The sequence below is a fragment of the Planococcus daihaiensis genome, assembly GCF_049262615.1.
Lineage (GTDB): Bacteria > Bacillota > Bacilli > Bacillales_A > Planococcaceae > Planococcus.
In genome coordinates this window covers 1,419,521-1,440,474 of the sequence record NZ_CP175504.1, presented here as the reverse complement: position 1 = coordinate 1,440,474, position 20,954 = coordinate 1,419,521, and the positions used below count along the sequence as shown (strand labels likewise).

Sequence of the window (20,954 nt, the reverse complement as noted above, 5' to 3'; positions counted from 1 at the left end):
AAGAACAGGACTGTTCCTTGCAGAGGACGGATTGACCGCGGTGCCACCTCATGTTAAAGCCAATGCGGCTTTCACTTTGCCCCCAGTAACGCGGGGAAACGAGCATCCCTAATTGATTTTCAGGACGCCTCTCATAGGTCCATTTCACGCATTTGCCCCGCCGGTTTTCACCTGCCACCGGCTCTCTTTTGGAGGCTGCTGTGCGCTACTTTTCCTATTCGACGATTTACTCTGCTATGCTCAGCTCGGCTGTACTCAGGCGACGCCGCTCCCGGCGCCTTCTCCCATGATTCATACAAAAGCTTGTCCTTATTCTATGCAAGGGAGCGTGCTTTGTCAATTGGTTGCTTACGGGTTCGCTCTTTTAAAAACGGCCGGGTTGTGTGGTCTCAAATGGTAATCACTAATTCATTGCTAGAATAGATTGAAACTTCTATTAAGACGAATCGTATAAGTAATATACCTTTAATGAGGAGTGGACCAATGTTATTTTTTTTCATAGTATTATCCATACCTGTTTATATTTTTTCCATTTGGGGTCTCTATGAACCGGAAGAAAGTCATTTCTTTTTATCCCGGTGGAGATACAAGGAAATTCCGGAGTTATCGGATATACAGATTAAGCTGATAAGAATCGGCAATGTCATTGTCATTATTGTATGGACTATAATACTTATTGCAGGAGTAATTGACGCCTTTACACCTGATCCGCCATTGCTGCCTGTCGATGCCTGACATTGGAACAGGGTAAATAATAGCAGGTGACATTTGAGAGATCCTCTTTAAAAAACGCCTTATATAGTAGATAGTGGAATGGGATTTAGTTTCTGATTTGTAAACTTTAAGAGGATTTTTAAGAGGAGTATAGAAGTAGCTTTTATAGAGGTGAATGGGGATTATGATTTTATTGGATTCATGAATGATACCTGAATTGCCACATAATGACTTAGGAGGCCGATCCATTGAAAAAACAGACCTATCTATTATTGTTACTGCCGTTCTTCATTCTCGCCGCCTGCTCTTCTGAAGCAGCTGATTCGACGAGTGCTATTGAGGACCGGGCAGAAGAAGAGTTTGAGGCAAAAGTTGCGGTGCCGGAGTTTGCGGAATATCCGATGGTCTCTGCTGAACTCGTTTCGGTGCCAATGGGCAGTGTAACGGAACTGCATGTGAACTATGCCAGTGAAAAAGGGGCATTATTGAGCGATGAAGATATTGCCAAGTATGAAGAGAACGCGGGTTCAGAAGTAATATATGGTGTGTACGAAAGTGAATCCAGTTTTTTCAATATTGCTTACAACGAACTTGAAGTATTCAGTGGGGATGGCAGCCATGAAACGGAAACTATCAACGGAGTGGATGTGCTATACCAGGAAGCCAACAGCGGAGGGAATGATTTCTTGATGGCTTTCTTTAATGCGGAAGCAGGTTCTTATACTTTCGAATTCGCATTGGATGAAGACCTTACCCGCGAGAAAGCCTTTGAAATGATCGGCACAGTAATTGAAGAAGCAGATATGTAACTAATCTATAGAATGGTTTTATTAATAAAAGCAGCAGAAGAGAGCGCCAGTCGGTTGGGGCTCTCTTCTGTATTAGGGCTTTAGTTGAACTATATAGGGCTACTCAATTTCAAACTCAGCAGCCAGCACCGTTTGCTGGGACTCGTTATAAAATTCTTTCACGATTCGGTAAGTGCCTTCCTGCAGCTGGTAGTGGAGCTGGTCCACCGGAACTTCATCCAGATGCGTCCCACCGGGGGCCAAGAGGATTCCGATATCAGTGAAAGCCATATTTTTATAAGGGATTTGGTACCACCCATCGTCTTCAAGTTTTTCGAGATAGATGGCGCTGCCGAAGACAAGCTCGGTGCTGCCTGTGTTTTCGATGATCAAATGGAGCTGCTTAACAGGAAGGGAGTAGGATTCCTGGTCGCTTGAAATCTGGATGGAGACATCTTGCTCCTGGAATTCGCTTGGCAAATCACCATAAGAAGACGGCTGTTCCAAAGTAGTGGGGTCCTGTCCGATGCAGGCAGTCAGCAAGACGATTATAATCGATAGAAAGAGTAATAACTTCATGGAGCGCATGGTTGAGTCCCCCTTTTATAGATAAGTCGTTTTAGGAAGGCTTACGTTACGATAATCTTTATTTTACAATGAATCGACGAGCAGTACTGGAAGGAGCCAACGCAATATGCCGGTTATAGAACACGAAATATATATTGATGCGCCCATTGAAGTTTGTTTTGACCTCGCGAGAAACGTTGATGTCCATACCGAAACCACAGCCAAAACAAAAGAACGGGCGATTGCAGGAGTCACATCGGGATTGATGGAAAAAGGGGATTCGGTCACGTGGGAAGCCACTCACCTTGGGGTGAAGCAGAAATTGACCGCTCAAATCATCGCAATGGAAAAGCCTGATAGCTTTACGGATGTTATGGTGAAAGGTGCGTTTCATTCATTTGTGCATACTCATGAGTTTATTGGAAAAGGGAGCGGCACGATTATGAAGGACCGGTTTGTGTACCGTTCGCCACTTGGCTTTCTGGGGAAAATTGCGGACCGCTTGTTTCTGGAGAAATATATGAACCGGTTTATTGCGGAGCGGGCGATGGAGCTGAAACGGATAGCGGAAAGCAGATAATGCAGCTGGCTTGATACTTATGCAAAGAAAAACAGGCAGGGAAGAAACATTTCCCTAGCCTGTTTTTTTGAATTTATATTTAATATGAAGGTGATAACCCTTAAACCGGCTCCACATCAATGGACTCATCGCTGATTTCGCCGACGATTTCCTCCAGAATATCCTCCATCGTCACTAACCCGACAGTCGTTTTGCCGTCTGTTGAGATAACGGCCGCCATATGTGTACTGCTTAGTTGCATTTTTGTCAGCACTTTTTGGATTGGCGTATTTTCAGTGAAACTTGGCATCTCGTGGATAAATGTTGCAGGTTCCTGCTCTCGCCCAGCAGCCATGCTGGTCAGGAGCTCTTTTGTATTGATGTAGCCGATCAGCTTGTCTTTATTGCCGGCTTCCGTCACTGGATAACGTGTGAATTCATGGTCATCCAATTTCTCGAAAAACTCCGAACGGGAAAATCCTCGGTCGACTGATACCATCTGTTCCCGCGGAATCATGATGTGCTTAACCACACGGTCATCGAAGGCAAAAATGTTCTTCAGGTAAGTCAATTCGGTCTGGTTGATCTCGCCGCCCTGGAAACTTTCCGCCATGATGAGCTTCAATTCTTCTTCTGTATGAGGTTGTTCATGTCCGGCGGGTCTGACATTGAAAGCTCTAAGTAATAATCGGGCAGAACCGTTCAATACAAAGATGAATGGTCCCATGATTTTACCGAACCAGTAAAGCGGAGGGGCAAGCAGCAAAGTCATACGCTCTGCGTATTGGATTGCCAGTGTTTTAGGTGCCAATTCCCCGATGACTACATGGAGGAAAGTGACAATACTTAAAGCAATTGCATACGAGAGAACGGTTGCGAGTGCAGCTGGCACTTCAAAATTATCAAACGCAGGGCGCAACAGCCGTTCGACTGTCGGTTCACCCAGAGCACCGAGGATTAAAGCCGTTACGGTGATTCCGAGCTGACAGGCTGACAGATAAAAATCCAGATTATGAGCCACTTCTTTGGCGCGAATTGCTTTTTTATTTCCTTCTGAAATTAACTGGTCGATTCTGGACATCCGCACTTTCAAAATGGCGAATTCAGCACCGACAAAGAATGCTGTTCCCGCAATCATCAGCGCAACGAGCAGTAAATTGATAATTATTTGTCCATCCAATATGGTTCCCTCCAGAAGAGGGATTCACCTCCGTGTAATAATTCTTTCTGTCATTTGAGTTAAAATTTAAGAAGATTTAGGGTGGAAAAGCACCTGCTTGATCTGCTGATGATCCATCTCAACCACAGTCCAGATGCCATTGTCGCCGGTGACGGTATCACCTGTCTGGATGTCACCTGCACTCTTGAAATGAACCCAGCCGCCGATCGTATCGATCTCTTCGCTTTCTTCAAACTCCAGCCCAAAACGGTCTTCGAGGTCTCGCAGCAACACACGGCCGTTGATCATGTAATCGGTTTCGTCGACTTTGCTGATATCCGGCACTTCGTCTGCATCAAATTCATCGCGGATTTCTCCGACGATTTCCTCCAAAAGGTCTTCCATCGTGATTATTCCAGCGGTTCCGCCGTATTCATCCGCTACCAATGCGATATGCACGCGTGAGTACTGCATTTTCAGCAAGGCTTTCTGCAAACCCGTCATCTCGAAGACAGTCGGCAATTCTCTTACAAAGTTTTGGAGTTCCCATGGACGTCCCGCTACAATGTGCGGCAGCATCTTTTTGGCGCTGACAAAACCGATGATGCGGTCTTTGTCGCCGTCCTCTGTGACCGGGTAGCGCGTGTAATTATTTTCATCGAGAATCTGAACGATTTCTTCCAACGGCATATCTTTGTCGAGCGTCACCAGTTCGGTACGCGGCACCATTATTTCTTTTGCGGCCCGCTCATCGAACGTAAAAACATTTTCCATATAGGAAAGTTCGGTTTCATTGATGGCGCCGCCTTCAAAACTTTGCGCCATGACGATTTTCAATTCCTCTTCCGAATAGGCTTGTTCAAGCCCGGGCTGTACACCAAATGTGCGCAATAGGATCCGCGCAGCTCCGTTCAATGTCCAGATGAAAGGCTTCATGACCTGTCCGAACCAATAAAGGTAAGGGGCAAGAAGCAATGACATTTTCTCAGCAAATTCGATTGCCAGTGTTTTAGGTGCCATTTCACCTACAACGACGTGAAGGTAAGTGACAAGAAGGAACGCGATGGCGTAAGAAGATGCCGATGCAACGGAATCTGACACTGCAAAGAAATCAAAAATTGGGTACATTAACCGTTCAACTGTCGGTTTACCGAGCGCACCAAGTCCAAGTGCTGTAACCGTAATACCCAATTGGCAGGCGGACAGGTAATAATCCAGGTTCTCTGCCACTCTTTTTGCCATAACCGCTTTTTTATTGCCTTCTGCAATCAGTTGATCGAGACGTGACATCCTGATTTTGACGACCGCAAACTCTGAGCCAACAAAAAATGCTGTCAGTCCGAGTAGGACGACCAATAATAGTAAGTTCAGTATCGTAATTATATCCACTTATATTCCCTTAAAAAGGGATTCACCTCCGAGGTTTATTGAAGCAAAGCGAGCAAGGCCGTGATGGCAGCCATCTGGGTTGCCAGTGCTTTGCTCACTTGCGTCTTCGCATGAGCCGGTGCATCCTGAAGCTGTTCTTCCAGCCGGATGATCTTTTGCTGCAGCCCTTTGAATTCGTCGAGGACTTCATCAACCAGTTCGTCCGTTTCCGGCGTATCACCTGCACAAATGATTTCCTGAATCTCCGCGATGGACATGCGCTGTTTTTTCAAAACTTGAATCCGTTCGAGTGTCTGCAGAACATTGGTCGGGTAAAGCCGGTAATTGGCGTCCGAACGTTCAAATTCCAACAAGCCCGAATTTGTATAATAATCAATGGTTCTTGTGGACACGCCACTCTGTTTTGCGACTTCACCGATCTTCATTAAGCCCTTCCCAACGTAAACACCCCCAGTCCAATTTAGAATATACTACCATATAATAATCAAAACCATACAGTGGGATGTGATGGTTTATAAAAATAAAAAGAAAATGTGTGAAACTTGCCACAATTACGACAAAAAGTACTTGTTGTTTTTATTTGGATGGTGCTATACTGACGATACAACTCAATAGACTTTTGACGTTCGTCAAAGGGGAGTAGCTATAGGGAAACCTATTTCACAATCGTCATTACGTGGTTAACAGCCACCGGTTGTGATAGCAGTTAATTTTGCTTAGCAAGACCTTTGCCTTTAAAAAAGGCATGGGTCTTTTTTGTTGCAAAAATTAGCTGGGGGTTTGTAAGATGGAAGCAATATTATTGGAATATGTATGGGTGCTGCTGGTTCTTATCGCATTGGAAGGATTGCTCGCTGCGGATAACGCGGTGGTCATAGCGGTCATGGTGAAGCACTTGCCGAAAGCGCAGCAAAAGAAAGCATTGTTCTACGGTTTGCTGGGAGCGTTCGTGTTCCGCTTTGCCGCATTGTTCCTGATCACGTTGCTGGTCGATGTTTGGCAGATTCAGGCATTGGGAGCGGCTTACCTGTTATTTATCGCATTCAAGCACATTTACGATCAGCGAAAAGGCAAGGAACATTCGCTGGAGCCTGAAGCGACAAAAGGCTCCGGCTTCTGGATGACGGTATTGAAAGTCGAATTGGCGGATATCGCCTTCGCAATCGACTCCATGCTTGCGGCAGTCGCGCTGGCCATCACATTGCCTCATCTTGGTTCAGCGGAAATCGGCGGCATCAACGGCGGCCAGTTCGGCGTCATGCTTGCCGGCGGAATCTTCGGTCTCATCATCATGCGTTTTGCGGCACATAAATTCGTCAAACTGCTTTCTGACTATCCACAATTGGAAACGACCGCATTCGTCATTGTCGGCTGGGTCGGCGTCAAGTTGACCGTTCTGACGCTGGGGCATAAGAGTCTCGGCATCCTGCCTTACGATTTTGTCCATTCAGCGGAATGGAAGCTCATCTTCTGGGGCGTCTTGCTCGGAATCGTCGCAGTTGGCGCGTTGATCAGTGTGAAGAAGAAGAAAGAGTCAGAGAAAACAGCTTAATATAAACCAATTTCAGACGGCACAGGAGACTCTTTCTCCTGTGCCGTCTTTTTATGGAATAAAATCTGGAAACAGCGGGGTGAAGTGGGAAAATAAGTGGTTTCGTGGTCGAGGAAGGGTGGGATTTCTTTAGTGGGGAGTTTGTGCGCGGTGAGGCGGGGGAGTATGCGCGGGAAGGTGGATTTCCATCTTTTTTATTATTTTTTTGCTCTAAAAAGATGCTAGTTGAAGAGGGTTAGCCGTCTCACCATCCCACAAAAATTCAAAAGATCTGAACGGATGTTTTTCGCTGCGCGAAAAACTCCAATCCATTATAAGGAAGGCTTCGCAGTTGCGAAGCCTTTTGATCTTTATTTGATCACCCCCGTCCCAACATATTCTCCGAAAACAGCTTATTTTCGACTGCCGCTTCTTATGATAAAATCAAGTTATCAAAATTTTCCAAATGACCGAAAGAAGGCATGCCTCTTGAAGAAGCTCTTGTTATTGCTCCTGTTTTCCGGCTTCACGCTTACTGGTTGCACAGAAGCAAGCGAAGAACCAACAAAGAAAATCATCACCTCGGATGAAAAAACTGAGAAGGCCATCAATAAAGCGGATTATAAAAATATGCGGATCCTTGAACTTGAAAATGAAAATATGATTATCGGTCCGCCCGCTACAGATCCGGAAGCTTCGTATCCGCTTATGAAATAGTTCTCGACGAGAACACGAAGGTGGAAGGAACAAAAACCGCGGTCAATGATTTAATAGAAGGAGACCATGTGAACGTCTGGATTAAAAGGAACGGTTCAGACGAAGAAACTGCCGAGAAAATCGAAGTCATAAAATAAAACGAAACTGATCAAGGGGGAAGGACATGGAGAGAAAAGGCGCTATCTTAATTGTTTTACCTGTCATCATTATAATTGTAGGGCTTATTTTAAACTTTCCGGAATTCCTGATGGGCAATCCGGCAACTCTCAAAAACGTCATCGTTACGTTAGGGTATCTCACCATTTGGATTTATCTTTTATCAAATGCTTCAAAGAATAAGAACCGTACAATGATGAAATATTACTCAGCTTTTTGGCTGCTCACTTTATTTTTTGGCATAGTAACAGTTTGTGTGAATATGACGGAGATCAATGCTTACTGGGCAACCCCATTTGTTGGCCTCCTGCTGCCTCAATGGTATGGATTTGAATATTTTGTGGATAATTTATTGGTGACCGCCGTAATAATCTCATCGGTCTCTTTTGTGATGTGGGTCGCCACTGTTTTATTGCTCCAAAGACCGCAACATAAATGAGCTTGAAGATATTTCTTCCGGCTCATTTTTTATATTTCGCATACTTTTAAAAAACGAAACTATTATCCCAAAACTTGCGTCTATTGGGTGTTCAGGAAGGGATGGGAGCGTATGCCGGTGCTTGATTACACAAAACTGACCGATGAGGAAATGAAAAATATTATGGACAGCCACGGGGAATACCTGATTCGGCTCGCTTACTTCTATGTGAAGGACTGGGCCGCGGCCGAAGACATCATGCAGGAAGTTTTCATCAGCTATTACCGCAAAGGCGATCAGTTCGACAACCGGTCCTCCCTGAAAACCTATTTATCCAAAATTACCGTCAATAAATGCCACGATTATTTGAGAAGCTGGAAGAATAAGCGCTCGCTGTTCTCGAACTCCCTCGGCGGTTTGATTTCCAATGCAAAGTCACCTGAAGATACATATTTCCAGCAAACAGACCAAAGCAATCTCACCAGTAAAATCCTGGAGCTTCCGGTCAAATACAGGGAAGTGATCCTGCTGTTTTATTACCAGGAATTCACTTCGAAGGAAATCAGCGAACTGCTGGAATGCTCGGAAAACACCGTCAAAACGCGGCTCCGGCGGGCAAAGGATTTATTGCGGCAGAAGGTGGATTTGAGAGAATGGGAGGGGATGCAGGATGAATAAATTCAAACGCGACCTGGAAGAGTTTGTCGGCGATGAGCCGCGCTTCAAAGAGCCGCTGAAACGGAAAATTCTAAGCGACATGAAAAGGGAGCGGCGGTCGCCGAATCGCTTTGGGACTTTTCAAACTGCTGCTGTCATGATGCTGCTTCTGACCGTTGCGACGCTTTTTCTGGTGGTGAATTTGAACGGGGAAGATTCGGATCAGGCGGGTCCGTCAGGGACATCCGAAGAATTGCCTGCGCTGACGGATACGGATGCGGAGATTGAAGTTGTGACTGATAATCTGACTAAACCGGATATCGAAATAGTTGAAGCCACAGAAAATACGGAATTAATCGAGTGGGGATCGGATACAATGGATCGCGGGAACCACGATTACGATACCATCACTCACAGTAGTTTAGTTGTTGAAAACGGATACCCAGAAGTTAATCGAGGGGATGTAGTTTATTTCAAAACGCCTGAAGCTGCTGTTAATAAAAACCCGAATTTACCTGAGGACTATATTGCCAGAGTGGTAGGGTTACCTGGAGAAACTGTGGAAATACGCGAGGGTCAGGTTTATGTGGACAATAAAAAACTTGATACATTTTACGGCGTTGCAACACATTTAGGACTTGGCAAAGATGAATTTTTTGAAATGGCAGAGCAAAATATTGAAGAAGGCACTTGGACCACAGACGAAGAACTTTCTCAAAAAGAACTTATAACCTGGGTGAATCTGGATGCCAAAGAAGAGTATTTCAATACTTCGATGGCACCTGTAAAAGTATCAAACGAAGCTGTTTTTGTTTTAATTGATCAGTGGCGGAGAGGTATCGACAGTAGAGAATTCGGAGAAATACCTTTAGAAGCAGTTGAAGGCAAGGTTTTGGGATATGCAAAACAATAAATACATGTAAAAAAGTGCTGCCAAATGGCGGCACTTTTCTGCACATCTACAGAAATCCCGGTGAGACGCATGCTCTTCGGGATTATTTTTTAATGAAAGATCTAGAACATGTAGATTGGCGAGTTGGGAGTAAAGTCGGGAAAGTTGGAAATAAACCATTCAAAGTTGGGAGTAAATCACCTAAAGTTGGGAGTAAATTGTGAGCAGACAAAAAGTGTAGAGTATTACATGCTTAAATTAGAAAAAAATAGAAATATAATCTGCAAGTTAGCGAGTTGGGCATAAAAAGTAGAAAGTTGGGCATAAATAATGCAAGGTCAGAAAAACCAGCGAATCCAATCGCAAGAATCAAAAAAGCGCCATCCAAAATGAGGGATGTCGCTTTTAACAATGGTTTTGAAGGAATTCAGATTCAAAAAATGGACTATTAAGGGTGTGTTTGGTTTGTTAAGATAAGGAAGTAACGTAATGGGAAATAAATGGCATTTATTTATCTTCAAAGTAAATTCCAGGTAAGGAGGTAGAACCATGAAAGCGTCCATAATCACGATTGTGCTGTTTTACATAGTTGTATTTATAATTGGCGTGGCGATACAGGATGTTATCTTTCCGTGGGGAGGCGTAGCCGAAAGCCATCTGAAACCGATCTATCTCGGCCTTATTGTACTGAGCGGGTTGATCGTCGGCTGCACGGTGTATCTGGCTGATGCCTTAAAAGCGAGTAGAGTCGGAAGTATGAAAACCGAGGAGTAACTGTTTTTGATATACGGATTTCACCCGATATCACCGTGACAAAAAGGACTAAAAGGGAGCATTTCTCACAAAACAGCCTAACTCCCAGCGAAAAAACCAAAAATCAAAGTCAAAATGGATGCTTTTCGCAAGCGAAAAGCGAAAAAACCAATCCAAAAAGAAAATTCCCGAGCAGATGACAACCATCCGCTCGGGAATTTTTGTTTATGAAGATTTTATTCAACCCAGTTTAGCAAACGCAACGAGAGTGCCTTTGTCACAGGACTGAAAACCATTCTTTTCATAGAAATGGCGGACATCTGCCGCTTCTTCCGTCAGCAGGACTTTCTGGCGCACATCGCGGTATTTCTCCAGCACGCGGCGCATCATTTCACTTGCGAGTCCCTGATTCTGCCGGCTGTTCAAAACGAGTATGTCCTGAATGTAGATAATCGTGAGGCCATCGCCGACAACTCGAACAAGCCCCACTAATTCCTCGTTATCCCATACCGACAGCACATATAACGAATGGGCCAACGCATCCGCCAATCCATCGAGATCCTTTGTGTAGGCGTACCATTCCACGTCTTCATAGAGCGATTTCAATGCCTCTATATTAATTTGCTTATTTTCTTTGAATGTATAAGTCATTTATTTTCCTCCTCAAATTTTTAGTTTGAAGAGTGCATGCGCAACTTTTCCACTGTCTTATGCCTCCTTCCTTAACGAAATCCTGAATCTATCTTTTGTATAACTATATCCAAATATTCCAATTGTTACAACTTATCAGAGGAACCATAGTTTATTATGAAATAAATAAGACATGCCTTTTTAAAAAACTGACTGATTTGCAGTCGTTAATCGTCTATTGATAAAAGGAGGGGAAGATATGCAGCGGAAAATGGAATTTCAGGAAGTTTACGAAGCTTATTCGGAACAAGTTTATCGCTATATATTCTATTTATTACGTGACAAAGAGCTGTCGGAAGATTTGACCCAGGATGTATTTTTAAAAGTTTATCGGAACCTGGATCAATTCAATCAAGACTCTACAATTGTCACCTGGATTTTAAAGATTGCGCGAAACCTTACATATGACTATTTGCGCCGGAAGAGGATCGTTTCATTTCTGCATATTGAAAGTCAAAGCCACTCATCAGAAGAGAGGTCGCCGGAAGAATCATTCCTCACGAAAGAAAGTGCGGAATACCTGTACATTTCCATGGGCAGATTGAAGAGGGATTACCAGGAAGTTCTCATTCTGAGGAAGATCAATGACTTCTCCATCAAGGAAACGGCGGAGATATTGGGATGGACTGAAAATAAGGTGCAAACTAAAACGGCTCGGGCGTTTAAGAAATTAAGAGCAGAGATGCTGAAACAGGAGGGGATGCATGATGAACAGTCGAAAAGAATATGATGAGCTTTTCAGCGAACTGAAAAAAGCTGGACGTTCGCCTGCTGTCAGACAACGTACCCTAGATAACATTCTACTAAATGATGAGACAGAAACTATAACTCCGAAAAATAAAAGACGGCATTTCGTTCCTGCATTTATCAGCTTTGCGGCAGTGGCAATTGCGGTGTTTCTCGTTTTTTCCGTCATGAGTGAGCCTTCTGTAAAAACTCCTGTAACGTCAGCCTTTTCCGATTTGGAAATTGAAAGAAGTATTTTGGCTGAGAATGGAAATCCTCAATCTTTCAAGGCGACTTTGCCTTTGAAAATGAATGTAAGATCGGTGGAAGATGCCAGATGGAATCAATCTGTAGAGAAAACTTTGGCCAGCCTGGAAGAAGTCGCTGCCGCTCCGGAAATTCCGCCTGCGTTCGACCTTTCCGTTTACACAGCTGAGCAAAAAAATCACCGGTTTAAGGTATGGGATAGCCCCGATGCATTGTTTCTGATGGACATGGATTCAAAACAGATTTATTCGACCAATTCGGAAGACGCAGCCAATATGTTGATGATGTTGAAAGGGATGTATGGGCAGTAAAGAGTTGAAGCAATCTCCCCCTGTCCACACTCAGCACAAACGGACAGGATAACAACCGAACCGCTTGGTAAAATCAGTGTAAGGAGTGAGAGCTATGGGATGGGTGGAATCGCTGCAGCGTGCCATTGATTATATGGAAGAGCATATTGAAGAACCCGTATCGATTGAGCAGATCGCGAAGCAGGCGAACTCCTCTGTGTTTCATTTTCAGCGGACGTTTGCGATCTTGACGGATTGTTCGGTGGCTGAGTATTTGCGCAGAAGGAGGCTGACGTTGGCGGCGCAGGAGCTGTCGGCCACGGACCAGAAAGTTATCGACATCGCCTACAAATATGGCTACGACACTCCCGAGGCTTTTTCCAAAGCATTCCGGCGGCAGCACGGTGTCACACCGAGCGAAGCCAGAAAACATTTTGGCGAGCTGCAATCTTTTAACCGCCTGGCGATCCAGGTGAATTTGAAAGGAGCCCTTCCGATGAAGTACCGAATTGTCGAGAAGAAAAGTTTTCAGGCCATTGGAGTAAAACGTGAATTTTCAATGAGTGACGGAGAGAACATGAGCGGCATCCCGCAGATGTGGATGGAAGTGAATGCGGACGGCACGAGCGACGCCATTGCCCAACTGAACGACGGTGAAATCAAAGGGTTGCTCGGCATCTGCGCCAATTACCAGAACGGCGCCACGATGGATTATTGGATTGCGGCCGAAACCTCGCAGCAGGCGCCGGAAGGATTCCTGCAGATGGAAGTGCCCGCAGCCAAATGGGGAGTCTTCGAAGTGCGCGGCGCGATGCCGGATGCCATGCCGAAAGTGTGGAAGCAGATCTTTTCGGAATGGTTCCCGTCCAATCAATACGAGAACGCCGGAACTGCGGAGATGGAGGTTTATCCAGCGGGAGATGCCTACAGCGATGATTATGTCTCTGAGATATGGATTTCGCTGAAGGGGAAAGAGCAGGGCAAAAGAATTGTGTAGCGCGAAAGGGGAGTGCGATTTAATATTTTGAGCGAAGCAGGACATTCATAAATATGTATTAACAAAAAACGTTCGCAAAGTGTTTTCACACTTTTGCGAACGTTTTTCTCTTTAACGACATTTTAAAAAAAGTTTGAAATATAAAAGGATTTTTTCGGTATTCAGAGAATGAAGAAGGCATTGAAGAATTCGTATATTGATTAACAGGAAAGGAATGATAAAGATGAAGAATAGCAGCCTGATCGTATATTATTCATGGATCGGCAGTACAGAAGTGGTTGCGAAAGAAATTCAACGGCTTACAGGATTTGATATTCAAAGAATTGAAGAGAAAAAGAAGCGAACACCCGGTAAGATCGCCGGTGCAGCAATGGGAGCGTTTTTGGGTTTTAAAAGCAGTCTTAAGCCGATGGACTTTGCATTGGAAGAATACGAAAATATATTTCTTGGGGGCCAAGTGTGGGCAGGAAAGACGCCACCGGCCATTAATCAATATCTTAAAAAGGCTTCTTTTAAAGATAAGAAAGTTTGGCTTTTCCTGACAAAGGGTGATGAAAAGGTTCCCCAGCAGGTGATAGATTCCATTACAAAAAGAATAGAAAAGAAGGGCGGAAAGGTAGTAGACAGTATTTCAATAACGACAAAATGGGATCCAAAGGTAAATCTGCCGATTGCTCTTGAGGAGGTGCAGGAACCCATCTATAACTGGCTTAAAAAAGGAAGTTTCATTAAAGTTTCATAATTCTGCAAGTCATTCATGTCAGCCTATCCAGGAATGAGGAGGTAATCTGGATGTTCACAGTGAACAGCAAAACCTTTTCAATGCTTTCGGTTTTAATCGCGTTTATGGCCAGTATTGCCTCTTCGGGCGGCTTGTTTATTGAAGGACTTTACCGGGACAATGCACTTGTTGTTGCTGCTTGGCGAGGCAATGATATTGTGACACTGTTTATCGTGGTCCCCATGTTGTTGGTTTCACTGTTCTATTCGCTGCAAGGTTCGAAAAAAGGCCGCCTGTTTTGGATGGGTTCATTGTGGTATATGGTCTACAATTATACGTTCTATCTTTTTGGCGCTGCCTTTAATATGTTTTTCTTACTATATACAGCCTTGGTTGTGTTTTCGACATTCACCCTGGTTTTTGCGTTAGTCCAAACAGATGCGAAGGAATTCAGTCGAAGCTTCAGTGAGAAAGCGCCTTATAAATTCATCAGTGCCTTTATGCTGGTTTTTGCCACACTGCTGGGCGGCATGTGGATTGTACTGTCGTTAAGCTTTATCTTCACTGGCCAGGTGCATGTAAGTATCTCGCAAACTGATCATCCCACAGCAATTGTGTTTGCTGTCGATTTAATCTTATTAATACCTTCGCTAGCCTTTAGTGGTGTATTATTGTGGCAGAAAAAATCCTGGGGTCCGATATTGAGTTCAGTGGTATTGATAAAAGCCACTGCTTATGGTTTGGCATTAACCATTATGACGCTAATAAGTTATCAGAGTACGGGAGTAATAGACCCGTTTATTCCGTTGTGGATTGCCCTTACATTAGGCTGTTTAGTTTCACTGATTTTGTTGATGAAAAATATAGGGGGAAAGCATGCCAAGTCGAATGTTTAATATAATACCCGTTGAAAGAGAATCTTTTCTTCCTGACCAAACATCGGAAATCAGGTTGATTTGTGAAGGGAAATAAACTAAATGTACGGGTTTATTTAGGTGTTTTTGATGATATGTAATGGCATCTTCAGAGAATTTAATAACTTATATAAGTCATCAAGACAGAAAAATCTTCCGTCTTGAGGGCTATTTTATCTTTCTAAAGAGGACAATTTGGATATTTAGAGAATTGAATTTGAACCTGGTGAAAGGGGTGGCGGAATGGATTGGTTGGTTTTTTGGAGCTGGATGTTGGACGGTATAATCCTGTTGAATATCGTATTGGCTATTGTGGTCATTTTTATTGAGCGCAGGGATCCGGGGGCTACTTGGGCATGGCTGCTGATTCTGTTCTTTTTACCGGTCATCGGCTTTATCGTCTACCTGTTTTTCGGCAGGCTTTTAAAAGACAGGAACTTTTATAATTTAAGCGAAGAAGAACAGTCATACCACACCCGACAGGTCAATTCTCAAATCGAACGCATTCAAAGCGGTGCAGCAGAATACGATGATGAACTGCTGAAAAAACATGAACAGCTGCTGGTCATGAATTTGCAGTCTTCCCGTTCGCTGGTCAGTTTCTACAATGAAATGCATGTGCTTTCTGAAGGTGTCCAGAAGTTCGATGCCATGATTGAGGATATCGGCAAGGCACGGGAAGAGGTCAATATTCAGTACTACATCATCAAACGGGATGCACTCGGCAAGCGTTTATTGGACGCATTGCTGGAGCGGGCAAAAGCGGGAGTGAAAGTCCGCCTTCTATACGACGGCTTCGGTTCCAGGGGATTGAAGGAGTCAGATTTCAAGGAATTGATCCAGCACAATGGTGAAGTCCAGATCTTTTTCCCGTCGGCTTTGGGGTTCATAAATCTGCGGGTCAATAACCGCAATCATCGCAAAGTTTGCATTATCGACGGGGAAATCGGTTATATCGGCGGCTTTAATGTGGGGACGGAATATTTGGGTGAAGTAAAGAAATTCGGTTATTGGCGCGATGTCCATTTACGGGTGGAAGGGGATGCCATCCAACACATCCAGGACCGCTTTATTCTGGACTGGAATTACGCCAATCAGTACAAGAAGCGAGAAGATATTTTTTGCTTTCCCCAGCACGAGATCAAGAACTTGTCCCCGGTGCAGATTGTCACGAGCGGACCGAACTCCCATACGGAGCATTTAAAAAACATGATGATCAAAATGATTTCCTCGGCCGAACGGGAAGTTTTCATCCAGACCCCCTATTTCATACCGGATAAGAGTTTCATGGACGCCTGCAAAATGGCATTGCTGAGCGGTGTGAAAATGCATATCATGATTCCCGGGAAGCCGGATCATCCATTTGTCATGTGGGGATCCTGGTCATTTCTCGGAGAGCTGCTCGATTACGGGGCAGATGTCTATTTGTTCGACCGCGGCTTTCTTCATTCCAAAACATTGACCGTTGACGGCGAAATTTCAACCGTGGGCACGACCAATTTGGATGCCCGAAGTTTCCGGCTGAACTTCGAAATTAACGCATTGGTGTTTAATCGGCGGGTCGCACTTGAGCTGGAGTCGCTGTTCGAATCGGATGCAGCCCAGTGCCGGAAGCTAACGAAGGAACTGTACGCAGAACGCAATTGGACCGTCAAATTACGCGAAGGCTTTGCGCGGTTGTTGAGTCCGATTTTATGACTGAATAAGGAGTGTCCAATGGAAAAAACGAGTAGCTACACTTATTTTGCCATTAAAAGTAACGGTACGATTGACAAAGGGTTCATTGCATATGAAAGAGGAATTTTTAATCCGGAAGACATTACACGCGTTCTGGAAATTCAGCCTTTCAGCAGCTGGGCTTATGGAGATAAGCGAGTCGATGGATCTGAGTATCGTTTCTCCACATGGAGCGCTGAAAAATCTGAGATCGGTCGATTGGATGTGGAAGCGCAGTGCAGGGATACCATAAAGAACTTGAAGAATAAAATCCCCCAACTGAAAGGGATAAAAGAACAGTACGACGTGAGGTTTGTCCTTAACATTGTTCCCAGTATTCATGGTGAAGAACAGCCATATATTATTCTTAATGAAGATGTCATTGAATTTTGCTACCTAACAGGAACAACGGTCTCAGTGGATATGCAAATTCATCAGCTGGTGAATGAAACCGAGGAATTGCTGTGAGGGAATGAGTTTTGAAATAAAAACCGAAATAGGATTTGATATCTTTGATATTATGTATATACTTGTTTATACTTAATTTATAAAAGTATCGAAAATAAACACTAAGGGTGATATGTATGGCAATTCCAGAGGTTAAGCTTCAAAAATGGGGAAACAGCCAAGGAATCCGGTTACCAAAAGATTTACTTGAACAAATCGGTGTAGCAGACTTTAAAAATATATCTTTTGATGTGCAAGTAAATGGGAGTGAAATAACGCTAAAACCGGTAGTGAAATTAACGCCTTTTGAACAGCTGTTTGAAGGATACGACGAGAGTCAGCCAAGAATCCAGTACGATTGGGACGATGAGCCAGTGGGCAAGGAAATCTGGTAATAGGAAATATTTTAAGCGCCTTCTCTTTTGAGTAGGCGCATATTATTCGCATGGGGGAATTTTGATGGCAAAATACAAAACTGGAGACATTGTCATAATGGACTTTTCACCAACTAAGGGACATGAACAGGACGGCAGAAGACCAGCTATGGTAGTTTCTGTTGCTGAACTTGTAGACAGAACCGGAATGGTTTGGGCAGTTCCTATCACGAGTGCTACAGATAAATTTCCAACTCATTTTTCCATAGAATCGAAGGAAGGAAAAGTTACTGGAACTGTGCTCTGTGAGCATTTAAAGTCTTTTGATCCAGATGTGAGGAATTGCAGAAAAGTTGATGAGGCCACTGAAGAGAGTGTATTGAAATGCAAGAAGATTATTGACAGCATATTATACATACCAAGATAGAAAAGTGAGTTTTAAATAAGAAATGAGGGCACCAACATGAACATAGAACAAATTACAGGCACTACCATCCCTTCGGTAGTACCGTTATTCGACGCATACAGGCAGTTTTACAATCAGCCAGGAAATACGGAAGCGGCACAACGGTTTTTGGAAGAGAGAATTTCAAAGAATGAATCCGTTATTTTTATGGCGAAGATCAACGGGGACCCAGCCGGATTTGTGCAGCTGTATCCGACATTTTCATCAATCGCTTTACAAAGAGCTTATGTTTTAAATGATCTGTATGTCGATGAAAGATTCCGCAAGCAAGGCGTCGGAAGAAGCTTACTGGATAAATGCTACGCTTATAGTATTGACAGAAATGCTCGTTTCATTACACTTGAGACGGCTAAAGACAATCATCAGGCTCAAAAATTGTACGAACAGATGGGCATGCAGCAGGATGAAATGCTCCATTACTCAAAGTATTGGGGGTAAGAGCGGACTGTCGGAAATCCCAGTAAATAGAGTATCCAATTCAAAAAACCCGGCAGCCTGCAAATGGCTGCCGGGTTTCTTTAAACATGTCATTAATCATCACAACAATTCGTTTGAAACTCACCTTCATTTATTTCACAATAGTGCTTTTTCGAATCAGCAGATAGGCAGTGATCCACGAGGCGATCGGGATGACGAGCGCGATGCCGATGCCGGCGCAAAGTATCGTAATCATTTCGGCGGTAAAGACTTTGGAATTGACGATGTCACCGAGCGAATAGGACAGATCCTTGAACCAGATTAACAAGCCCAGATAGCTGCCGAAAAAAGCGAAAAACAACGTGTTGGTGCTCGTGCCGAGAAGATCCCGGCCGATGGAGAATCCTGCTCGCACCAGTTCACGGCGGCTGATGCCGGGGTTATGGAGATGGACTTCGCGCATCGGTGACGTAATCGAAATGGCGATATCCGTGATTGCACCAATCGTGCTGATGATGATGACCACAGCGGCAAGCTCGACAAAGCTGATGCCGATATAAAGCGAGAATAGGCTGAGTTCATCCACTTCCTCCTCGCCGAAGCCATTGATCATCGTTAAATCGGTCATGATGAAAATGAAGAACAACAGCACGATCATCGTGATGACCGTTGAAAAGAACGCCGCAATCGTGGTGCTGTTGATGCCATTGATGAAAAACAAATTGACGCAGCTTATGATGACACAAGCAATGATGACCCAAACGATGGGGTTATTATCAGGGTTGGCCATCATGAATACCGTAAACAGCAGCACCAGAAAATTGATGAACAGGCTGAGAAATGAAACCGCACCTTTTTTTCCGCCGATCATCACCATGGCCATACACAACATGAGGGCTAAAATGATCAGTACATTCATCGGGCCACCTTCTTTCTCTTAATGAAGAAAATGGACGTATAAATGCCGATTGGGATGGTCAGGACAATCCCGAGTCCACCTGCGAGCGCACGGGCGATTTCGAGGGACAGGTTGATTGAAAATGTAAATGGCCAGTCGGCGCCGTTCGACAAATACAGCAGCAGCATCGGAATCGAACCGCTGATATAAACGAAGAACAAAATATTTGCCATCGTGCCCATGATATCTTTCCCAATCTCGATGCCAGACTTCTTCATCGCCTGAATGGATATGTTCGGGTTTTTTTCATGAAGTGTAAAAATCGATGCCGACATCGTAATACCGACGTCCATCACCGCTCCGAGAGAGCCGATGAATAGACCCGCCATGAAAACGACTTCATAGGGCCTTGAGAGAAATTGCATTTCCTCGTAGTTCAAGCCATTCCCGCCGGATGTCCAGATCGCGAAAGAAGCCAACAGCAGGGCCACGAAAACACCAAGAATTGTCGAGACGATTGCCGCATACGTTTTTTCGTTGAACCCGTTCACCAGAAGCAGTGAGGTGACGGTGAATAACAGAACGCTGATCCCCGCAATCAACAATAAGCTGGCATTTTCCGTCCGTGTGTAAACATCCAATGCATACGACAGGATCACCGCGTTGAGCGCCAAGCTGACAATCGAGTAGAATCCCTGTTTTTTTCCGATGATCAGCAACACAAAAATAAAAATCCACGTCATCGCGAGGATGTATTTATCCCGTTTCACATTATCGATCGTACCGGAGAGAGCGGTGGGGTCTGCTGCCGCGTCAAGATTGACGAATAAGTCTTGGCCGACGCGGTACTCGTGGTCATTGGCTCCTGATAAGGAATACTCATTTTCGAGCTCGATCGCTTCACCTTTGTACTCGCCGTTCCGAATTTCACCTTTGAGCTGCTGGGTATATAAAACATCTTCGTTGCCATACATATCACTTAGTTCTTGGGTCTCCACGATTTCAGCTTCCGTGATTTTCACAATCGGCTGATCATAGAATCCGTAATTGGTGTTGATGAAAAACATAGAACCGATAAAACTGAGCAACAGCACCGCATAAAGGGAGAGCTGAATCGTTGTCATATTTCTTAATAATCGCTTCAAATCGATATCCTCCAATTCACCCGTCCTTTAAAACTTTTAACGATTGGGTTTTAAGGAAGCTGGATGCTCTTTCTCCGTTGATTGTAACAGAAATTGTTTGCGCTCTCCCAATGCCTCATTTTTCAGGAGATTTCATAATACAATGGTTCAAGTGTGTTGAATTCACCTCCCAGGGAAGCGGAACTTGAAAAAATAGTATGCATATCATCACATATTCGAAGTAGTGTACCAGAACATAATACAAATGGGTTAATAAAAAAAGAGTGTTCCCATAGGAATCACTCTCATAGTGTTTATTTTACCTATGCACTATCCCATTATGAGAAATAGATAGTTTATAAATAAATACCAACCGAAAGAACCGATACTGATTGTTAATACCGCCAAAGAAAGGTAGGTCAAGTTTTCCGCTTCTTTTCGCGAACGAAATAGTAGAATCGTTGATATTGCAATACTTAATATAAAGAACACACCGAAAAACACAGTCCAAAAATTATTCGTTACCAAATCAAATCCAATGAAGTATCCTACTATGAAAAAAATATTGATGAGTAACATTGCTATTAAAACAACTTTATTCATAATA

General features: G+C 44.0%; 26 protein-coding genes and 1 other annotated feature. Of the genes, 19 read left to right on the top strand and 7 right to left on the bottom strand.

Translation table 11 applies throughout. From position 1 onward, the window contains the following. Positions 1-19: 19 nt before the first annotated feature. Positions 20-231 (bottom strand) — a binding site (T-box leader). A 252-nt stretch (positions 232-483) separates the two neighbouring features. Together DHX103_RS06830 and DHX103_RS06825 are read left to right on the top strand one after the other, a co-directional pair. Beyond that, a complete protein-coding gene (locus tag DHX103_RS06830) occupies positions 484-735 on the top strand; it encodes a hypothetical protein (RefSeq protein ID WP_422124525.1) in 252 nt (83 codons plus the stop codon). 227 nt (positions 736-962) lie between these two features. Beyond that, positions 963-1,523: a hypothetical protein gene (locus tag DHX103_RS06825; RefSeq protein WP_422124524.1), complete on the top strand. Its 561-nt coding sequence runs from the start codon at positions 963-965 to the stop codon at positions 1,521-1,523. Positions 1,524-1,622: 99 nt separating this feature from the next. Here DHX103_RS06825 and DHX103_RS06820 read toward each other — a convergent pair whose 3' ends face one another. Beyond that, complete coding sequence (locus DHX103_RS06820) at positions 1,623-2,090, bottom strand: immunoglobulin-like domain-containing protein (RefSeq protein WP_422124523.1); 468 nt, start codon at positions 2,088-2,090, stop codon at positions 1,623-1,625. 106 nt (positions 2,091-2,196) lie between these two features. Here DHX103_RS06820 and DHX103_RS06815 point away from each other — a divergent pair, with 106 nt between their 5' ends. Then, entirely contained in the window at positions 2,197-2,649 is a 453-nt protein-coding gene (locus DHX103_RS06815; protein ID WP_422124522.1) for an SRPBCC family protein, read from the top strand. Positions 2,650-2,749: 100 nt separating this feature from the next. Here the strand turns inward: DHX103_RS06815 and DHX103_RS06810 are convergent, their stop codons facing one another. From DHX103_RS06810 to DHX103_RS06800, 3 genes are all read right to left on the bottom strand, one after another. Beyond that, positions 2,750-3,808 carry a hemolysin family protein gene (locus DHX103_RS06810; RefSeq protein ID WP_422124521.1) on the bottom strand — a complete coding sequence of 353 codons (1,059 nt, stop codon included), beginning with the start codon at positions 3,806-3,808 and terminating at the stop codon, positions 2,750-2,752. Between the two features lie 66 nt (positions 3,809-3,874). Next, complete coding sequence (locus DHX103_RS06805) at positions 3,875-5,176, bottom strand: hemolysin family protein (protein ID WP_422124520.1); 1,302 nt, start codon at positions 5,174-5,176, stop codon at positions 3,875-3,877. A 35-nt stretch (positions 5,177-5,211) separates the two neighbouring features. Next, a complete protein-coding gene (locus DHX103_RS06800) occupies positions 5,212-5,601 on the bottom strand; it encodes a MerR family transcriptional regulator (protein ID WP_422124519.1) in 390 nt (129 codons plus the stop codon). Positions 5,602-5,963: 362 nt separating this feature from the next. Between DHX103_RS06800 and DHX103_RS06795 the strand changes: the two genes are divergently transcribed. From DHX103_RS06795 to DHX103_RS06770, 6 genes are all read left to right on the top strand, one after another. Continuing rightward, the gene (locus tag DHX103_RS06795) at positions 5,964-6,728 is read left to right on the top strand and encodes a TerC family protein (RefSeq protein WP_422124518.1); all 765 of its coding nucleotides are present in this window, start codon (positions 5,964-5,966) and stop codon (positions 6,726-6,728) included. A gap of 468 nt (positions 6,729-7,196) precedes the next feature. Beyond that, positions 7,197-7,424 carry a hypothetical protein gene (locus tag DHX103_RS06790; RefSeq protein WP_422124517.1) on the top strand — a complete coding sequence of 76 codons (228 nt, stop codon included), beginning with the start codon at positions 7,197-7,199 and terminating at the stop codon, positions 7,422-7,424. Positions 7,425-7,587: 163 nt separating this feature from the next. Beyond that, positions 7,588-8,019, top strand: coding sequence for a hypothetical protein (locus DHX103_RS06785; RefSeq protein WP_422124516.1), 432 nt, complete (start codon positions 7,588-7,590; stop codon positions 8,017-8,019). A gap of 117 nt (positions 8,020-8,136) precedes the next feature. After that, positions 8,137-8,676 carry a sigma-70 family RNA polymerase sigma factor gene (locus DHX103_RS06780; RefSeq protein ID WP_422124515.1) on the top strand — a complete coding sequence of 180 codons (540 nt, stop codon included), beginning with the start codon at positions 8,137-8,139 and terminating at the stop codon, positions 8,674-8,676. Beyond that, complete coding sequence (gene lepB / locus DHX103_RS06775) at positions 8,669-9,568, top strand: signal peptidase I (RefSeq protein ID WP_422124514.1); 900 nt, start codon at positions 8,669-8,671, stop codon at positions 9,566-9,568. The genes DHX103_RS06780 and lepB overlap by 8 nt, the downstream gene beginning before the upstream one ends. A gap of 528 nt (positions 9,569-10,096) precedes the next feature. Then, positions 10,097-10,321 carry a hypothetical protein gene (locus tag DHX103_RS06770; protein WP_422124513.1) on the top strand — a complete coding sequence of 75 codons (225 nt, stop codon included), beginning with the start codon at positions 10,097-10,099 and terminating at the stop codon, positions 10,319-10,321. Positions 10,322-10,540: 219 nt separating this feature from the next. Here DHX103_RS06770 and DHX103_RS06765 read toward each other — a convergent pair whose 3' ends face one another. Then, on the bottom strand, positions 10,541-10,951 hold the full coding sequence (locus DHX103_RS06765) for a GNAT family N-acetyltransferase (RefSeq protein WP_422124512.1): 411 nt from the start codon (positions 10,949-10,951) through the stop codon (positions 10,541-10,543). A gap of 238 nt (positions 10,952-11,189) precedes the next feature. Here DHX103_RS06765 and DHX103_RS06760 point away from each other — a divergent pair, with 238 nt between their 5' ends. The 10 genes from DHX103_RS06760 (at position 11,190) to DHX103_RS06715 (ending at position 18,346) form a co-directional block, all read left to right on the top strand. Beyond that, positions 11,190-11,720 (top strand): RNA polymerase sigma factor, encoded by a 531-nt coding sequence (locus DHX103_RS06760; RefSeq protein WP_422124511.1) that lies wholly within the window; start codon positions 11,190-11,192, stop codon positions 11,718-11,720. Continuing rightward, entirely contained in the window at positions 11,695-12,294 is a 600-nt protein-coding gene (locus DHX103_RS06755) for a hypothetical protein (RefSeq protein ID WP_422124510.1), read from the top strand. Before DHX103_RS06760 ends, DHX103_RS06755 begins: the two co-directional genes overlap by 26 nt. Before the next feature lie 94 nt (positions 12,295-12,388). Further along, complete coding sequence (locus tag DHX103_RS06750; protein ID WP_422124509.1) at positions 12,389-13,270, top strand: effector binding domain-containing protein; 882 nt, start codon at positions 12,389-12,391, stop codon at positions 13,268-13,270. Between the two features lie 223 nt (positions 13,271-13,493). After that, entirely contained in the window at positions 13,494-14,012 is a 519-nt protein-coding gene (locus tag DHX103_RS06745; RefSeq protein WP_422124508.1) for a flavodoxin family protein, read from the top strand. A 50-nt stretch (positions 14,013-14,062) separates the two neighbouring features. Continuing rightward, positions 14,063-14,887 carry a hypothetical protein gene (locus DHX103_RS06740; protein WP_422124507.1) on the top strand — a complete coding sequence of 275 codons (825 nt, stop codon included), beginning with the start codon at positions 14,063-14,065 and terminating at the stop codon, positions 14,885-14,887. A gap of 261 nt (positions 14,888-15,148) precedes the next feature. Continuing rightward, positions 15,149-16,603, top strand: coding sequence for a cardiolipin synthase (gene cls / locus DHX103_RS06735; protein ID WP_422124506.1), 1,455 nt, complete (start codon positions 15,149-15,151; stop codon positions 16,601-16,603). A gap of 18 nt (positions 16,604-16,621) precedes the next feature. Then, the gene (locus tag DHX103_RS06730) at positions 16,622-17,089 is read left to right on the top strand and encodes a DUF4279 domain-containing protein (protein ID WP_422124505.1); all 468 of its coding nucleotides are present in this window, start codon (positions 16,622-16,624) and stop codon (positions 17,087-17,089) included. 116 nt (positions 17,090-17,205) lie between these two features. Then, entirely contained in the window at positions 17,206-17,463 is a 258-nt protein-coding gene (locus tag DHX103_RS06725) for an AbrB/MazE/SpoVT family DNA-binding domain-containing protein (protein ID WP_422124504.1), read from the top strand. 64 nt (positions 17,464-17,527) lie between these two features. Continuing rightward, entirely contained in the window at positions 17,528-17,869 is a 342-nt protein-coding gene (locus DHX103_RS06720) for a type II toxin-antitoxin system PemK/MazF family toxin (RefSeq protein WP_422124503.1), read from the top strand. A gap of 36 nt (positions 17,870-17,905) precedes the next feature. Then, positions 17,906-18,346 carry a GNAT family N-acetyltransferase gene (locus tag DHX103_RS06715; RefSeq protein ID WP_422124502.1) on the top strand — a complete coding sequence of 147 codons (441 nt, stop codon included), beginning with the start codon at positions 17,906-17,908 and terminating at the stop codon, positions 18,344-18,346. A gap of 130 nt (positions 18,347-18,476) precedes the next feature. On the opposite strand, the gene DHX103_RS06710 is transcribed toward DHX103_RS06715, so the two are convergent. Both DHX103_RS06710 and DHX103_RS06705 read right to left on the bottom strand, forming a co-directional pair. Next, a complete protein-coding gene (locus DHX103_RS06710) occupies positions 18,477-19,244 on the bottom strand; it encodes a YibE/F family protein (protein ID WP_422124501.1) in 768 nt (255 codons plus the stop codon). Beyond that, complete coding sequence (locus DHX103_RS06705) at positions 19,241-20,368, bottom strand: YibE/F family protein (RefSeq protein ID WP_422124500.1); 1,128 nt, start codon at positions 20,366-20,368, stop codon at positions 19,241-19,243. Before DHX103_RS06705 ends, DHX103_RS06710 begins: the two co-directional genes overlap by 4 nt. Positions 20,369-20,954: the final 586 nt, after the last annotated feature.

Excerpts from the sequence above, each read along its gene's own strand:
- DHX103_RS06725 (WP_422124504.1), top strand. The coding sequence starts at position 17,206 with ATGGCAATTCCAGAGGTTAAGCTTCAAAAATGGGGAAACAGCCAAGGA.
- DHX103_RS06750 (WP_422124509.1), top strand. The coding sequence starts at position 12,389 with ATGGGATGGGTGGAATCGCTGCAGCGTGCCATTGATTATATGGAAGAG.
- DHX103_RS06710 (WP_422124501.1), bottom strand. The coding sequence starts at position 19,244 with ATGAATGTACTGATCATTTTAGCCCTCATGTTGTGTATGGCCATGGTG.
- DHX103_RS06795 (WP_422124518.1), top strand. The coding sequence starts at position 5,964 with ATGGAAGCAATATTATTGGAATATGTATGGGTGCTGCTGGTTCTTATC.
- lepB (WP_422124514.1), top strand. The coding sequence starts at position 8,669 with ATGAATAAATTCAAACGCGACCTGGAAGAGTTTGTCGGCGATGAGCCG.
- DHX103_RS06800 (WP_422124519.1), bottom strand. The coding sequence starts at position 5,601 with ATGAAGATCGGTGAAGTCGCAAAACAGAGTGGCGTGTCCACAAGAACC.
- DHX103_RS06815 (WP_422124522.1), top strand. The coding sequence starts at position 2,197 with ATGCCGGTTATAGAACACGAAATATATATTGATGCGCCCATTGAAGTT.
- DHX103_RS06720 (WP_422124503.1), top strand. The coding sequence starts at position 17,528 with ATGGCAAAATACAAAACTGGAGACATTGTCATAATGGACTTTTCACCA.
- DHX103_RS06760 (WP_422124511.1), top strand. The coding sequence starts at position 11,190 with ATGCAGCGGAAAATGGAATTTCAGGAAGTTTACGAAGCTTATTCGGAA.
- DHX103_RS06830 (WP_422124525.1), top strand. The coding sequence starts at position 484 with ATGTTATTTTTTTTCATAGTATTATCCATACCTGTTTATATTTTTTCC.
- DHX103_RS06820 (WP_422124523.1), bottom strand. The coding sequence starts at position 2,090 with ATGCGCTCCATGAAGTTATTACTCTTTCTATCGATTATAATCGTCTTG.
- DHX103_RS06715 (WP_422124502.1), top strand. The coding sequence starts at position 17,906 with ATGAACATAGAACAAATTACAGGCACTACCATCCCTTCGGTAGTACCG.
- DHX103_RS06785 (WP_422124516.1), top strand. The coding sequence starts at position 7,588 with ATGGAGAGAAAAGGCGCTATCTTAATTGTTTTACCTGTCATCATTATA.
- DHX103_RS06745 (WP_422124508.1), top strand. The coding sequence starts at position 13,494 with ATGAAGAATAGCAGCCTGATCGTATATTATTCATGGATCGGCAGTACA.
- DHX103_RS06765 (WP_422124512.1), bottom strand. The coding sequence starts at position 10,951 with ATGACTTATACATTCAAAGAAAATAAGCAAATTAATATAGAGGCATTG.
- DHX103_RS06730 (WP_422124505.1), top strand. The coding sequence starts at position 16,622 with ATGGAAAAAACGAGTAGCTACACTTATTTTGCCATTAAAAGTAACGGT.
- DHX103_RS06740 (WP_422124507.1), top strand. The coding sequence starts at position 14,063 with ATGTTCACAGTGAACAGCAAAACCTTTTCAATGCTTTCGGTTTTAATC.
- DHX103_RS06770 (WP_422124513.1), top strand. The coding sequence starts at position 10,097 with ATGAAAGCGTCCATAATCACGATTGTGCTGTTTTACATAGTTGTATTT.
- cls (WP_422124506.1), top strand. The coding sequence starts at position 15,149 with ATGGATTGGTTGGTTTTTTGGAGCTGGATGTTGGACGGTATAATCCTG.
- DHX103_RS06755 (WP_422124510.1), top strand. The coding sequence starts at position 11,695 with ATGATGAACAGTCGAAAAGAATATGATGAGCTTTTCAGCGAACTGAAA.